Genomic DNA, 12746 nt, shown 5'->3' with positions numbered 1-12746 from the left:
GCTACTTCGACCAGTCGCGCAGCCACGGCTCGACGGTGGCCTGGATGAGGTCGAATCCGGTGCGGAACGAGTGCGGCTGACCGGGGACGACCTTGACCTCGGCGGCGTCGGCCGGCTCCGGGATGCCGAACGGATCGCTGCCGCCGTTGATCACCACCACCGGGATCGAGCCCGGCGCGAGCAGCTCCGCGCGCCGCGATTTCTCCGGCTTACCGGGCGGATGCAGGGGAAACGACAGCGCGAGCACGCCCCGCGCCCCGGCGTCGACGGCGGTGCGGCAGGCCACTCGCGCGCCGTTGCTGCGCCCGCCCTGGATCAGCGGCGCGCTGCGCACCTTCTTGCGCAGCGCGGCGACGATCTCCAGCCAGGCGGCGTCCTGCTTGTCCGCGGCGCCGGGCGCCCGGCGGCCGGCGACCCGGTAGGGCTGTGTCACCAGCGCCACCGCCCCGCCCAACCCGCGGGCGGTATCCCGCACCGCCAGAATGTCTTTCGCGTCGACGCCACCGCCGGAGCCGTGCGTCAGCAGGAGCAGGAAGGCGGGGGAACGCGGCTTGTCGAGCTCGATCTCGGCCGGTCCGGCGCTCGTCTCGATGTGCACGTCTCACCGTAACCGTTCGGCAATCGAGAGCCCGCGAAGCCGTGGCCGAGGCCCGGACAAGGCGCTGAACACGCATTACTCGCGAGCCCAACCAGGGGCAATGCGCCGCAGTGTCTTTCGCGTCACATTGCGCGCCAGGGCCTTTGCCGCATTGATTACCCGCCGGTAATATGGCATGTAAGTTACCCGCGAGTAGCAAGCTGCCCGCAGCGACGGCTACCCGTAGGCGCACAACGGGCGGGAACGGTAGACCACCGACCGCACCCGACTCAATGGAGAGCGAGAGACAACATGGGTCACTACAAGAGCAACGTCCGCGACCTCGAATTCAACCTCTTCGAGGTGCTGGGCCTGGGTTCCCTGCTGGACAGCGGCGCCTACGGCGACCTGGACACCGACACCGTCAAGGAAATGCTCAACGAGGTCCGGCGCCTGGCCGAGGGCCCGCTGGCCGACTCCTTCGTCGACGGTGACCGCAACCCGCCGGTCTTCGACCCGAACACCCACACCGTCACCCTCCCCGAGTCCTTCAAGAAGTCCTACAAGGCGCTCGAAGACGCCGGCTGGGCCAAGGTCCCGGTGCGCGAGGAGCTCGGCGGCCTGGGCGCGCCCAGCGTCATCGGCTGGGCCCTGGGCGAGATGATCCTGGGCGCCAACCCGCCCGCGCAGATGTACGCCGCCGGCGCCGGCTTCGCCGAGGTCTTCTACAACAACGGCACCGAAGAGCAGAAGAAGTGGGCCGCCACCATCGCCGAGCGCAACTGGGGCGCCACCATGGTGCTGACCGAGCCGGACGCCGGCTCCGACGTCGGCGCCGGCCGCACCAAGGCGGTCAAGCAGGAGGACGGCTCGTGGCACATCGAGGGCGTCAAGCGCTTCATCACCTCGGGCGACTCCGACGACCTGTTCGAGAACATCATGCACCTGGTGCTGGCCCGCCCCGAGGGCGCCGGCCCCGGCACCAAGGGCCTGTCGCTGTTCTACGTGCCGAAGTGGCACTTCGACTTCGAGACCGAGACCCTGGGCGACCGCAACGGCGTCTTCGTCACCAATGTCGAGCACAAGATGGGCATCAAGGTCTCGGCCACCTGTGAGGTCACCTTCGGCGGCCACGGCGTGCCCGCCAAGGGCTGGCTGGTCGGCGAGGTGCACAACGGCATCGCGCAGATGTTCGACGTCATCGAGAACGCCCGCATGATGGTCGGCACCAAGGCCATCGCGACCCTGTCCACCGGTTACCTGAACGCGCTGGACTACGCCAAGCAGCGCGTCCAGGGTGCGGACCTGACCCAGATGACCGACAAGGCCGCGCCCCGCGTCACCATCACCCACCACCCGGACGTGCGGCGCTCGCTGGCCCTGCAGAAGGCCTACGCCGAGGGCCTGCGTGCGATCTACCTCTACACCGCCGCGCACCAGAACGACGACATCGCCGAGCTGGTCTCCGGTGCGGACAAGGACACCGCGTTCCGCGTGAACGATCTGCTGCTGCCGATCGTCAAGGGTGTCGGCTCCGAGCGGGCCTACCAGTACCTGACCGAATCGCTGCAGACCTTCGGCGGCTCGGGCTTCCTGCAGGACTACCCGATCGAGCAGTACATCCGCGACGCCAAGATCGACTCGCTCTACGAGGGCACCACCGCGATCCAGGCGCAGGACTTCTTCTTCCGCAAGATCGCCCGCGACCGCGGCGTCGCCCTGGCCCACGTGGCCGGGCAGGTGCAGAAGTTCATCGAGTCCGAGGCGGGCAACGGCCGGCTCAAGGCCGAGCGCAAGCTGCTGGCCACCGCGCTCGAGGACGTGCAGGCCATGGCCGCCACCCTGACCGGGCACCTGATGGGCGCCCAGCAGGACCCGAAGGAGCTCTACAAGGTCGGCCTGGGCTCGGTGCGCTTCCTGATGTCGGTCGGTGACCTGCTCATCGGCTGGCAGCTGCTGCGCGGCGCCGAGGTCGCCATCAAGGCGCTCGACAACGGCTCGGACGAGGCGTTCTACCACGGCAAGGTCGCGACCGCGCAGTTCTTCGCGCGCAACGTCCTGCCGGAGCTGACCGCCACCCGCGCGGTGCTGGCCAACCTGGACAACGACATCATGGAACTGGACGAAGCCGCCTTCTGAGGTAGCCGGATCCACTAGGCACACGGCCCGGGGTTTACGCCCCGGGCCGTTTTGCGTCCGCACATCGCGGTGCGAAGCGGGCACAATGATCGGGCTGACCCGCGCGCCACAGAAGGGGAACGTCCGGATGAAACGATCGCTCGCCGTACTGACCAGAACCGGTGCTGCCGTAGCCGCGCTGAGCTTGGTAATCGCCGGACCATCGAGCGCCGATCCCAACAACATCAACCCGATCCCGGTGCTCAACGGCTGGCAGGGGCTGCCCAAGCTGCCGGGCGCTACCCAGGCCGTCTTCCAGATGACCGGCATGGACAGCCCGAACAAGACCGAAAAGGTCAATATGATCGGCACCGACCTGGGCATCATGTGGGACGACGGCGCCGGGCGCATGATCACCGCCTTCGGCGACAGCGCGGGCCTTGGCATGCCCAACCTGCTCGCCGGCAGCTGGTGGGCGTGGAGTTCGAACATGCTGTTCCGCAGCAGCACCCACGATCCGTCCAACGGCATCTATTTCGACAGCGTGGTCCCGAATCCGCTGCCCAGCCCCAAGATCCCCGGCATCGAGATCAGCCTCATCCCGACCGCGGGCATCTCGGTCGGCGGCGTCCAGTACATGAGCATGATGTCGGTGCGGGAATGGCTGGACCACGGCAAGTGGGCCACCAACTTCTCCACCCTCGCCGTCTCCGGCGACGGCGGCCAGACCTGGGTCCAGCTGCCCAACACCCGGCGCGCGAACGTCGACGGATTCGAGAACTTCCAGCAGAACGCGTTCGTCAAGAGCAACGGGTTCGTCTACCGGTACGGCACGCCCGCGGGCCGCGACAATCCCGGATTCATCTCGCGCGCACCGGAACCCGATATCGCGAACCTGGACGCCTACAAGTACTGGGACGGCAAGGAGTGGAAGCCGGATGTGAAGGCCGCGGCCCCGATCGTGGGCGGCGTCGCCGAGCAGTCGGTGATGTGGAACCAGTACCTCGGGCAATTCGTCATGCTGACCACCGATCCGGCGAACTCCGTCGTCATGCGCACCGCGCCCGCACCCGAGGGGCCGTGGGGCGAGCCCCGGGTGCTCATCACCGCCGGTGAACTGCCCACCGCCTATGCCCCGATGATCTTCCCGTACCAGACCGGCAGCGATCTGTACTTCTTGACCACGGTGCACAGTCAGTACAACGTGATTCTCATGCGCACCGCGCTGTAGAACCGGCAGAAACGAAAATGCCCCACTCCCTGAGGGAGTGGGGCATTCGCCGAGATGGCGGGCCGAATCCGGCCGAGCGAGTGTTACTCGGTCTCGGTCGAGGTGCCCGCGGAGCCGGTGAGGAGCTTGGTGAGCGCCGCGAGGAGTTCCTGGGAGGCCGAGCCGGTGTCGGCCTCGTCGGCGACCTCTTCGGTATCGGTGCCGCCGCCGGCGGAACCGGTGAGCAGCGTGGTCAGCAGCTTGGCCGAACCGGTGTCCACCGGAGTGTCGTCGCCGTCGGCGACCTCTTCGGTATCGGTGCCGCCGCCGGCCGAGCCGGTGAGCAGCGTGGTCAGCAGCTTGGCCGAACCGGTGTCCACCGGAGTGTCGTCGTCGGCGGACGCGACGCCGGCACCGGCGAACAGGAGGCCGGTCGCGGCCAGAGCGATACCGAACGTACGAATCTTACGCATTGCTAGAACTCCCCTAGAAAAGCTGTTTCGGCTACCTCTTGTCGCCGACCAGCCATGTCTATCACAACACTTGTTGCGCTTCGGATTACGAGCGGGAGCGTTGGCTCGGAAGCAATTGCTCAGCAATAACGGGTTTTTCATTTTGAATCCTCGGCACCACTGCACCCGAGTCCGCCGCGGAAGTTTCCCATCCAGCAGGCAAGAAATGCGAAAACTGTTGATACCCAGTCCAGATAAGCGGTAAACCTCGAGGACGTGGCGCACACCTCACGCATCCGAGCTGTGAGATGTTGCGCAATCCGGCAATCGAAGCGGGAGGCACTGCGACGACCAGGAGATTCTGCCAGCCCCCCAACTTCATGGCCTTCGGCGCCGACCACAGCTATCAGCAGGCTACAATGAGACATCTTTCACAATAATGAACCTGTAACGCTCTGTGTCCGTACCCGATTGGCGCTTCCGAATGCCGGACTAGTTACGTATAACGCCGAAAACAAAAAAGCCCGGGCCCGTTACGGGCCCGGGCTTTCTCGGGATAGCTACTGCGGATTTCGCGCTCGCAGCGACAACGTGCCGACGGCGATACCTGAACGAGACCATCAGGGGCGGTCATCGCCGCACCTGAACCTCGGCGCTCAAATGTCGGAAGAGAGCTCCTCCTCGGCCTGGGCAGCGCCGGCCACGGGCGTCACTGCCGGCCGGATCGCCGCGCCGGCGATCACGGGCGTCAGCAGGCCGTAGATCGTCAGTGCGGCTTCGACCCAGTCGGTGCTCACTTCCCGGCCGAGCGCATAGGCGGCGACACCGGTGAGCGCGACCAGGACCGAGCGGACCAGCGCGGGTTCCGGGGCCTTGGCGAAACCGTCGAGAAGATTCATGGGGTGCTCCTTTTACGTAGAAGGCCCCGCCCCCGGTTCGGGGGCGGGGCCGAGACGCCTCCGCGCAGCACTGACGTCTGCGACCGCGTACCACCCGCGGGAGACGGGCGCGCTGGAGGCGAGCATGCGGCGGGCTCTGAACCCGCTCTATTACCCAGGAGGTTGTCCGGGGGCCTGCCGCATGTGGTCTTATCGGGCTTCGAGTTCGTCGAGCCGGGTGAGGATCTCGCCGAGCGCGTCGACGACGGTGCGACCACCGAGCTGCGGCCAGCCGCCGTACTCACCCCGATCGCGCTGCGCGTGGCCGCACAGCTGCTCGCGGAGGTCCTTGACGTCGCTGCCGATCGGACCACAGAACTCGGCGATGAAATGCTGGATCTGGTTGACTTCCGAGGCGCTCATCGGTGCGTCCTCTCCTTCGATGAAGGCCTGCACATCGGCACGGAAGGCGTCCATGTCGATGCCGGCGGGGTCGATTTTTCCTTCGCTGCTGTATTCGCGATGTGCGACGCAGTCCGCGGCCGTGCGGCCGACGCGGCGCAGAATCGCGGCACAGCCACGCTTGTATGCATCCAATTGCGCTGGGGTCCAGTCGGTCCCGTCACCGCGAGAGACGGCTTCGATGCCGATCACGTGGTAGTTGGCGTTGTTGGTCGGCCAGCCGGGCCAGGCGCCGCGCCCGGCGTGCCAGCACACTCCGGCCGCGATGACGCGGAACGTGCCGTCCCGCTCCAGCACCAGTTGCGCCAGCGGCCCGGCCAGATCGGACCGCCCGTATTGGACGATGTGCCAGTCGTTGTGGCTGCCGCCGGCGGTGTGATGGCAGAGTACGCCGCGGATGTCGGCGAAGTCGCCGTGCCCGCGCCCGCGCCAGCCTTCGTGTTCGATCACTCGTAATCCGGCTTCGCGCAATACATCTGCGAGCCATACCGGGTCGCCGGTCCAAGACATGATGGTGTCCTTCGTCGAATCGTCGTATGGAAAGGCGACGGCCCCACCCGCGGTGAAAGCACGGGTGGGGCCGTCGAACGCCCCGGCGTCCGTCGGCCTGCGACCGCGCGAACGCGGGGAGCGGGCGCGGGAGGCCAACGGGCGGGGCGAGCCTGGATCAGGCGGCGCGCTGCTGCCCTCTGCGGCATCGGGTGCAATGCCCGCCTGCCTCATGGATGACATGACCGGGCAGCTTCCGATGCCGTGTGGTCATGGGGCGGTGGCAGGAGAGACAGGCGGCGGGCCGGCGGGCCGGTACGGGAGTGTGGACCTTGATCACATTGCGTAGCGCCTTGACCGTGAGATCGTCACCGCGGCAAGCGATCCCGGCCATCACCACACCGTCGGCGGCGCGCTGTCGATCGCCGCCGCTGCCGGCCCCGGCGGTCAATGCCGAAAGGGCGCAGGCCAGAAAGGTGTCACGTGGGCACCTTTCCCGGCAAAGCGCCTGCGCCGCGGCCGTTTCCGGCAGCTCGTGCCAATTCAACACGTCGTCGGGCTGCAGGAAGCCGGGCCGGCCGACGCAAGGTGGTTGCTGAATCACACCGCGAGGTTACAACAGCTTCCAGAAATTGCATACAACGAAGGTTGCATTTGTTCAGCGGGCGCGCAGACCCGCCACGAACGCGGCCACCTTGCCGAGATCGTCGTCGGACAGTCCGGACAGGTCGATCGCAGTACCGAGGCGCCGATTCGGCACCTCCGCCGAGGCCGGCCCCTCGAAGCCGGTCCGGCGCAGCAGCGGACTCGGATCGATCCCCACAGCCATAGCCATGGCCTGCAAAGTTCTTGCGGTAGTTCGGACGACGACCTTCTTCTCCCCCTTGTACTGCGTGCCGAGCTCAACCTGGGTCCACAAGCTGACGCTGATGCCGGCCTCCCGCGCCGCGGCGTCACGAGACAGGCCTTTGACCTGCCGGGCTTCCCGGATCGCCGCGCTGATCTCCCTCGGCACCGGGGCGCTTTGACGACTGCTCATGCAGACATACTAGGCCATTACCTGCATTTACACATACAGCTGTATGCACCGCCACTCGGGGTTTAGTCGACTCGCTACATGGGTATCTACCTGTGCTTCAACACTTCATCACTAGATCCACCCCAGAATCGGACATCAAGGACCAGGCCTATCACTTGCAGATTGCATGCACTGTATCTAGCATCGTTGCAAGGGGGCGCCGCCTCCACGGTCTGTCACGCCGCACTGTTCGTGCTGGTCGCGGTCATTTCGGACCGCATGTTCTTCCGGAGGATGCCATGTCCGACTTCTACACCGAGCTGCCCGCGCCACAGACCCGGGCACGGGAGCGCGCCAACCGCGAGTTCGCGGCCGAGTTGCGCCGACATCCCGGGCAGTGGGCCAGATACCCGTGGCCCACCCGGTCGCCGCACTCCACCAAGCACCGGCTGCGGAACGGAATGAGCGCGGCGTTCGGGTCCGGCTTCGAATCCGAGGTGCGGGGCGGCACCGTGTATGTGCGATACAACCCCGATGTGTCGCTGGAGCTGATCGCTTAGACCCGCACGCCGAAATGCCGGGCATTCCCGGGCCCGGCATCGGCCACGAACTCGCGCAGCCGGTTTCAGCGCGCGATGATGTCGGGTATGGCCGTCCGCAGAGCCTCGGAGAACTTCCGGCGTATCGGCACCGGTTCGGCTTCGGTCCATATACAACTCACCGGCAGCGGATCCTCGCCGACCTCGGACCAATTCAGTCGATTCACATTATCGGCCGGTATTTCCCTGCGTTCGGACCGGGAAAGCGTACGCAATCTGTATCGGACGGTATCAGGGTTCACCTGAAGCCATTCCGCGGCTTCTTCGATGCCACGGTATCGCGACAGGGCCACCTTGAGCTCGTCCACAGGTACCAGATTTCGGCACGCCACCTCGTAAACACACAGTTCGGTACTGAGCCGGGACTCTCTTCCCATGCGGGCTTTACGAACGCTCTCGGTGTGTTCCAATTGCGCATGTGCCACAGCATGCGCCAAGCCTTCCCGGCGATCGACCGCGGACAACTCCGCGGTAATCATGATGGCGCGGTGCTCCGGATCCCAGATGACGATCTCGGAATCGAATGCCAGATCGGCGATCGTGATATCGAGTTTCGCGGCGTGTGTGCGAGCATCGTACCTGGCCTTAGCTCTGCGACCGGGCATGATGCTGACACCTCTTCGACACTCGATATCTACGAAACCCTATTACGCAGCTTCCCTGTTCGACTCACCGCCGGACGTCGTTACCGCAGTGTGGCGAGGAACTCATCGATGAGGCATTTATCGTGCTGATTCAAGTCGGAAAGATCGCCGGCCTGCACCCGGACCAATTTCTGCGGTGCCGTGGCCTGCTCGTCATCCCACGGCGCAGCAAGGCCACCATCGGAGTCCTCAGGCCAGTGCGGATCGAGCTCGAACGTCATGCGAGCCAGCATACTGCCCCTTAATCGGACCTCCCTTGTCGCACGGGCCGACCGACATTGCGCCCCAGGTCAGCCTGCCCACGAAGATTCAAGCGACCTGGGTGCATTTCAGAATGTCGTGTCATCGAATCATCGATGCCGCAACGGCTTTCGGGAGCACGGCTTGATAGTTCCGTGATCCAGCAATTCCGTACAGCGGATGCCGCCGGATCAGCCCAGCTCACTGGTGAGAAACGTGCCGTTCCCCGCCTTCACGACGGCATCCCCGTTGAAGACACCTCCGGCGTTGGTCATCCGGATCCACAGCTGGTCACCGCCACGCACATCGAGCTGCGTTTCGGGCAGCGTCAGCACGGCGGTATCGGCGAACTTCGCGGTCCGCAGGACGGTGGTGTTGTGCATCAGGCTGACGCTCAGCTCCGAATCGAAACTGGACCAGACCGCGGTCAGCTGCACACCGCAGCGGACCCGCACCCTGCCGGCGGCGTTCATCACCAGTGCGTTGTCGACGATCCGGGTCCGCCCGAAGCCGGACCGGTTCACCCAGTTGATCAGCTGCTGATTGACCGTGGCGGCTTTGACGGTCTGGTTGGTGTTCTTGTCCATCCCCATCGGCGCCAGCATCAACGGACCTGTGACGGCGAGGTGCGGCATCAGACGGTCACGCCTTTCAGACTGGCCTGCAAACCATCACCGGCGGGGCTGTCGACGGCGGTGATGTGCACCGTGAGCCGATCCCCGGCCACGAAATTCCAGGTACCCGTGACAGTGGTGTCCTTGTTGTGGTTGGCCGCCGCGATCACGGCGGACGTGCCCGCGACCGCGACGCCGTTGCGACGCAGCTCCACGGTGAGATTGCCGGTGCCGGCCGTCTCCCCCCGGTAGGTCACCGCCTGGACGGTGAAATCGCGTTCGATGCGCAGCCCTTCGGCCTTGACATTGCCCGCGCCCGCCTCCCGGATTCCCATGTGGGATTTGAAGGCGATGTCGTAGGCCTGGCCCGCGGGCGTCGGCCGGCGCGCATCGGAAAGCCGGGTGTCGTTGGTGCCCACCGCATTCAACGCCATGCGAGCGGCGGACGCGTCCGCGGCTAGGAGCAGTGCGCGTCCCAGGTCCGTGACGTCACTCAGAGCTGCTGCCGAGTGTGAATGTGCAACCGGTGTCCGGGGATTGTGCAGCCGGGGGTCGTCCCCGGCCACCGCGGCCGTCGCACCCGGCCCGATGATCGGTGCGAAAGTCTCGGGCTTGCCGACGATATCGGCCCACTTCGAGGAACCCGCAGGACCGCGAATGACGATTCCCTGACCCGTCGCCGGCCATCCACCGGCGGCGGCATGGAATACGTACAGCAGTCCATCGGCGCGAACCACATATTGTGCGCCCTCGCCGACTCCGGCAGGTAGCGCGCTGTAGGTCGCTACCTGGCCGTCGATCCGGAGACCGTCGCCGCGCGGACCGGCGACGACGCCGGTGCCACCGCTGCCCGGTACCGGCGATACCAAGGTCAGGTCGACCAAACCGGTCGAGCCCGAATCGGGATCGGCCGGGTCGATGCCCGGCACATACTCTGGTAGTTCGAAATCGAAGGCGTCCATCGGGATCCGGCGTCCGTCGAACCAGAGGTCGAACGAAACCCGCCAGGTCCAGTCCGTCGGATTGGTGGCCGGACTCGGTGCGACCAGTCGCACGCCACGACCGCCACGCCAGCTCAGGTAGCCGCTCTCATCGAGATGGCACTCGTGGTGCTCGGGCAACTGCACGTAGGTGGCCGGGGCGGGCTGCGCTTGGGCAACCAAGACTTTCGGTGCGCCGGCGGTGAACGTCACCGTGCCCGTCAGTGGCGGGAACTCGGGAAGATCGTCGATATCGGGGCCGTCGACGATATTGGCGAGGAAGCGCCCGACAACCTTTCCGTACTTCAGAGGAGGCAAATCAGCCACGGTCAAGACCTTTCAGTTTGCGAGACGGCCGCCGTGCTGTCGTCTGGCTCGGCAGGTGGGGGCTCGGCACTCGGTGGCGCGGGCGGCTGCCGCACCCAGAGCAGCACGCCGCTGCCGTAGAACGGCGTCGCATCAGGGATCTCGGTCACCCCGGTCGGCGGAAGCCCAGGCGGACCGGGTGGGTCGGGCAGCGTTCCGAGCCGGACCGTCCAGCTCTGGAGCTCGTCCGCCGGGCCGCTCGGCACTGTCCAGAAGGTGATCATGCGACCGGATTCGTTACGAACCCAGAAGATTTCGCTTCCCTGTGGAAGCAGGATCTCCGACCAGTCGTTGCTGATCGGGATCTCGGCCCGATGGATTCTGGCCATGGCCAACTCCAATTCTATTTCGCGATGCGCAGCGTGGTGCCGGTGCCGGACAGCACCCAGGCGCCGTGCGTGGACCACCCCTGGACCGTGACCCGGTCACCTACGTCCAGGGCGACGGTCACGGTGGCGGTGAGTGTCCCGCTCCACCCGCCGACGGTTGACCCGGTGGCGACTACGGCATCGTTGACGAGCAATCGCACGGCCTGCGACGGTCCGCCGCTTCCGGTGGCAATCTGGAACGGAATTGTCGCGGTCACCCGCGCTTTGGACTCGGCACCCTGGGCAAGGACACCGTTGCCGCTCACAGCCGAACCAGGAAGAGTGCTGTCGGCGATCCAGCCGCCGATATCGCGCCAGCTCGAAGTCAGCTGTTGCTGGCCGTCTTTGGTGATCCCCGAGGGACGGAAAGGTTGCGCACCCGCGACGATTACGTGCCGCATCAGAGTGTCGTGCCCTTCATGCTCACCTGCAGGCCGATGCCGGCATTGGCATCGGCGGTGGTGATGTGCACGGTCAGGCGCTCGCCTTCGGCGAAGTTCCAGGTGCCGGTCACGGTTTTGCCGAGCACATGATTGGTCGCCGGCACAGCCACCGACGTACCCGCGACCGTGGTTCCGTTCTTACGCAGCTCCACAACGAGATCGCTGGTGCCCGCCGAGTTTCCGAAGAAGGTCAACGCGGTGATCTGAATAGGCCGCTCGATGCGCAGACCTTCCGGCATGACATTGCCCGCACCCGCGACCCGCGTTCCCATATGAGATTTGAGGGTGATGTCGTAGATTTGGCTGGCCGCGGTCGGCGTGCGGATATCGGCGAGCCGGGTGTCGTTGCCGGCCACCACACCGAGTGTCGACCGGACCGACGCGGCATCACTCGCGGACATCAAGGACCGGCCCAGCGCAGTCGAATCACTGACCTGCGCCAGCGGGTGGGTATGCGGCAGCGGGGTCCGCGAGTCGGTCAGGCGCAGATCGTTGCCCGCGACAGCGGAGTTCGAACTGGATCCGATGACCGGCGGAAACGTGGACGGCTTGTTCTGGATGTCGTTCCAATGCGAGGTTCCGACCGGACCACGAATGCCGACGCCCTGTCCCTGTGGCATCCAGCCGCCCTCCGCCGCATGGAAGGCGTAGAGCAGCCCGTCGGTTTTGACGACGAACTGCGCGCCTTCCTGCGGAGCTAGCGGCAGCTCGGCATAGGTCGGTACTTGGCCGTCGATCTGCAAATTCGCACCGCGTGGACCCGTCACCACGGTATTTCCCGAGCTGTGCGGGGCCGGCGCGACCAGGGTCAAGTCGATCAATCCGGTCGATCCGATGTCGGGACTCTCCGGGTTCGGTCCGGGGACGTATTCCGGCACGTGGAAATCGAACGGATCCATCGGCACTCGGCGACCGTCATAGGAGAGGTCGAAGCTCGCCCGCCAGGTCCAATCGCGCGGATTGAGGTCCGGGGTGGGTGCGACCAAGCGGATACCACGACTTCCGCGCCAAGTGAGGTAGCCGAATTCGTCGAGTTCACACTCGTAGTACTCGGGCAGCTGTACATACGTAACCGGCCCCGTACCTGCCTCCGACACAAGCACTTTCGCTGCGGCGGCGGTAAAGGTGATGGTACCGGCCAGTGGCAGGAACTCGGGCCGGTCGTCGATATCGGGTCCGTCGATGACATTCGCGAGGAAGCGGCCGACGACCTTTCCGTATTTCAATGGCAAACTGGCCATCTATCAGGCCTTTCGAGAAGAAGAGATCCCGGCCGCGCCGGGACGGC

The 12746-nt window shown here is 65.7% G+C and carries 16 protein-coding genes; 3 read left to right on the top strand and 13 right to left on the bottom strand.

Features of this window, described 5'->3' with window-relative positions; translation table 11 throughout:
- Position 1 precedes the first annotated feature (1 nt).
- Complete coding sequence (locus AB0I43_RS08260) at positions 2-598, bottom strand: alpha/beta family hydrolase (RefSeq protein WP_356972185.1); 597 nt, start codon at positions 596-598, stop codon at positions 2-4.
- Between the two features lie 291 nt (positions 599-889).
- On the opposite strand from AB0I43_RS08260, the gene AB0I43_RS08255 reads away from it, so the two are divergent.
- On the top strand, positions 890-2716 hold the full coding sequence (locus tag AB0I43_RS08255; protein ID WP_356972183.1) for an acyl-CoA dehydrogenase: 1827 nt from the start codon (positions 890-892) through the stop codon (positions 2714-2716).
- Positions 2717-2843: 127 nt separating this feature from the next.
- Positions 2844-3926 (top strand): DUF4185 domain-containing protein, encoded by a 1083-nt coding sequence (locus tag AB0I43_RS08250; protein WP_356972182.1) that lies wholly within the window; start codon positions 2844-2846, stop codon positions 3924-3926.
- 83 nt (positions 3927-4009) lie between these two features.
- On the opposite strand, the gene AB0I43_RS08245 is transcribed toward AB0I43_RS08250, so the two are convergent.
- From AB0I43_RS08245 to AB0I43_RS08225, 5 genes are all read right to left on the bottom strand, one after another.
- On the bottom strand, positions 4010-4378 hold the full coding sequence (locus AB0I43_RS08245; RefSeq protein WP_356972181.1) for a hypothetical protein: 369 nt from the start codon (positions 4376-4378) through the stop codon (positions 4010-4012).
- A gap of 635 nt (positions 4379-5013) precedes the next feature.
- Positions 5014-5256, bottom strand: a complete 243-nt coding sequence (locus AB0I43_RS08240) for a hypothetical protein (RefSeq protein ID WP_356972180.1) — start codon at positions 5254-5256, stop codon at positions 5014-5016.
- Positions 5257-5445: 189 nt separating this feature from the next.
- Positions 5446-6207, bottom strand: a complete 762-nt coding sequence (locus AB0I43_RS08235; protein ID WP_357431587.1) for an N-acetylmuramoyl-L-alanine amidase — start codon at positions 6205-6207, stop codon at positions 5446-5448.
- A 157-nt stretch (positions 6208-6364) separates the two neighbouring features.
- Complete coding sequence (locus AB0I43_RS08230; RefSeq protein WP_356972178.1) at positions 6365-6790, bottom strand: hypothetical protein; 426 nt, start codon at positions 6788-6790, stop codon at positions 6365-6367.
- 54 nt (positions 6791-6844) lie between these two features.
- Complete coding sequence (locus tag AB0I43_RS08225; RefSeq protein WP_356972176.1) at positions 6845-7225, bottom strand: helix-turn-helix transcriptional regulator; 381 nt, start codon at positions 7223-7225, stop codon at positions 6845-6847.
- Between the two features lie 278 nt (positions 7226-7503).
- Between AB0I43_RS08225 and AB0I43_RS08220 the strand changes: the two genes are divergently transcribed.
- Positions 7504-7764 (top strand): hypothetical protein, encoded by a 261-nt coding sequence (locus AB0I43_RS08220; RefSeq protein ID WP_356972175.1) that lies wholly within the window; start codon positions 7504-7506, stop codon positions 7762-7764.
- Positions 7765-7829: 65 nt separating this feature from the next.
- On the opposite strand, the gene AB0I43_RS08215 is transcribed toward AB0I43_RS08220, so the two are convergent.
- The 7 genes from AB0I43_RS08215 to AB0I43_RS08185 all read right to left on the bottom strand — a co-directional run bounded on the left by AB0I43_RS08215 (position 7830) and on the right by AB0I43_RS08185 (position 12699).
- On the bottom strand, positions 7830-8408 hold the full coding sequence (locus tag AB0I43_RS08215) for an ImmA/IrrE family metallo-endopeptidase (RefSeq protein WP_356972174.1): 579 nt from the start codon (positions 8406-8408) through the stop codon (positions 7830-7832).
- 80 nt (positions 8409-8488) lie between these two features.
- A complete protein-coding gene (locus AB0I43_RS08210; protein WP_356972173.1) occupies positions 8489-8668 on the bottom strand; it encodes a hypothetical protein in 180 nt (59 codons plus the stop codon).
- Positions 8669-8878: 210 nt separating this feature from the next.
- Positions 8879-9322, bottom strand: coding sequence for a hypothetical protein (locus tag AB0I43_RS08205; protein WP_356972172.1), 444 nt, complete (start codon positions 9320-9322; stop codon positions 8879-8881).
- Complete coding sequence (locus AB0I43_RS08200; protein WP_357431585.1) at positions 9322-10608, bottom strand: hypothetical protein; 1287 nt, start codon at positions 10606-10608, stop codon at positions 9322-9324. The genes AB0I43_RS08205 and AB0I43_RS08200 overlap by 1 nt, the downstream gene beginning before the upstream one ends.
- Before the next feature lie 2 nt (positions 10609-10610).
- On the bottom strand, positions 10611-10976 hold the full coding sequence (locus tag AB0I43_RS08195) for a hypothetical protein (RefSeq protein ID WP_356972170.1): 366 nt from the start codon (positions 10974-10976) through the stop codon (positions 10611-10613).
- A 14-nt stretch (positions 10977-10990) separates the two neighbouring features.
- Positions 10991-11416, bottom strand: coding sequence for a hypothetical protein (locus tag AB0I43_RS08190; protein ID WP_356972169.1), 426 nt, complete (start codon positions 11414-11416; stop codon positions 10991-10993).
- Positions 11416-12699 carry a hypothetical protein gene (locus tag AB0I43_RS08185; protein WP_356972168.1) on the bottom strand — a complete coding sequence of 428 codons (1284 nt, stop codon included), beginning with the start codon at positions 12697-12699 and terminating at the stop codon, positions 11416-11418. Before AB0I43_RS08185 ends, AB0I43_RS08190 begins: the two co-directional genes overlap by 1 nt.
- Positions 12700-12746: the final 47 nt, after the last annotated feature.

This window comes from Nocardia sp. NPDC050435, from assembly GCF_040655395.1.
Taxonomy (GTDB): Bacteria; Actinomycetota; Actinomycetes; order Mycobacteriales; family Mycobacteriaceae; genus Nocardia.
This window is presented reverse-complemented; position numbering and strand designations above follow the sequence as displayed.

Coding starts and splice junctions, on each gene's coding strand:
- AB0I43_RS08205 (WP_356972172.1), bottom strand. CDS start 9,322: ATGCCGCACCTCGCCGTCACAGGTCCGTTGATGCTGGCGCCGATGGGG.
- AB0I43_RS08215 (WP_356972174.1), bottom strand. CDS start 8,408: ATGCCCGGTCGCAGAGCTAAGGCCAGGTACGATGCTCGCACACACGCC.
- AB0I43_RS08190 (WP_356972169.1), bottom strand. CDS start 11,416: ATGCGGCACGTAATCGTCGCGGGTGCGCAACCTTTCCGTCCCTCGGGG.
- AB0I43_RS08240 (WP_356972180.1), bottom strand. CDS start 5,256: ATGAATCTTCTCGACGGTTTCGCCAAGGCCCCGGAACCCGCGCTGGTC.
- AB0I43_RS08245 (WP_356972181.1), bottom strand. CDS start 4,378: ATGCGTAAGATTCGTACGTTCGGTATCGCTCTGGCCGCGACCGGCCTC.
- AB0I43_RS08220 (WP_356972175.1), top strand. CDS start 7,504: ATGTCCGACTTCTACACCGAGCTGCCCGCGCCACAGACCCGGGCACGG.
- AB0I43_RS08225 (WP_356972176.1), bottom strand. CDS start 7,225: ATGAGCAGTCGTCAAAGCGCCCCGGTGCCGAGGGAGATCAGCGCGGCG.
- AB0I43_RS08185 (WP_356972168.1), bottom strand. CDS start 12,699: ATGGCCAGTTTGCCATTGAAATACGGAAAGGTCGTCGGCCGCTTCCTC.
- AB0I43_RS08195 (WP_356972170.1), bottom strand. CDS start 10,976: ATGGCCAGAATCCATCGGGCCGAGATCCCGATCAGCAACGACTGGTCG.
- AB0I43_RS08235 (WP_357431587.1), bottom strand. CDS start 6,207: ATGTCTTGGACCGGCGACCCGGTATGGCTCGCAGATGTATTGCGCGAA.
- AB0I43_RS08210 (WP_356972173.1), bottom strand. CDS start 8,668: ATGACGTTCGAGCTCGATCCGCACTGGCCTGAGGACTCCGATGGTGGC.
- AB0I43_RS08255 (WP_356972183.1), top strand. CDS start 890: ATGGGTCACTACAAGAGCAACGTCCGCGACCTCGAATTCAACCTCTTC.
- AB0I43_RS08250 (WP_356972182.1), top strand. CDS start 2,844: ATGAAACGATCGCTCGCCGTACTGACCAGAACCGGTGCTGCCGTAGCC.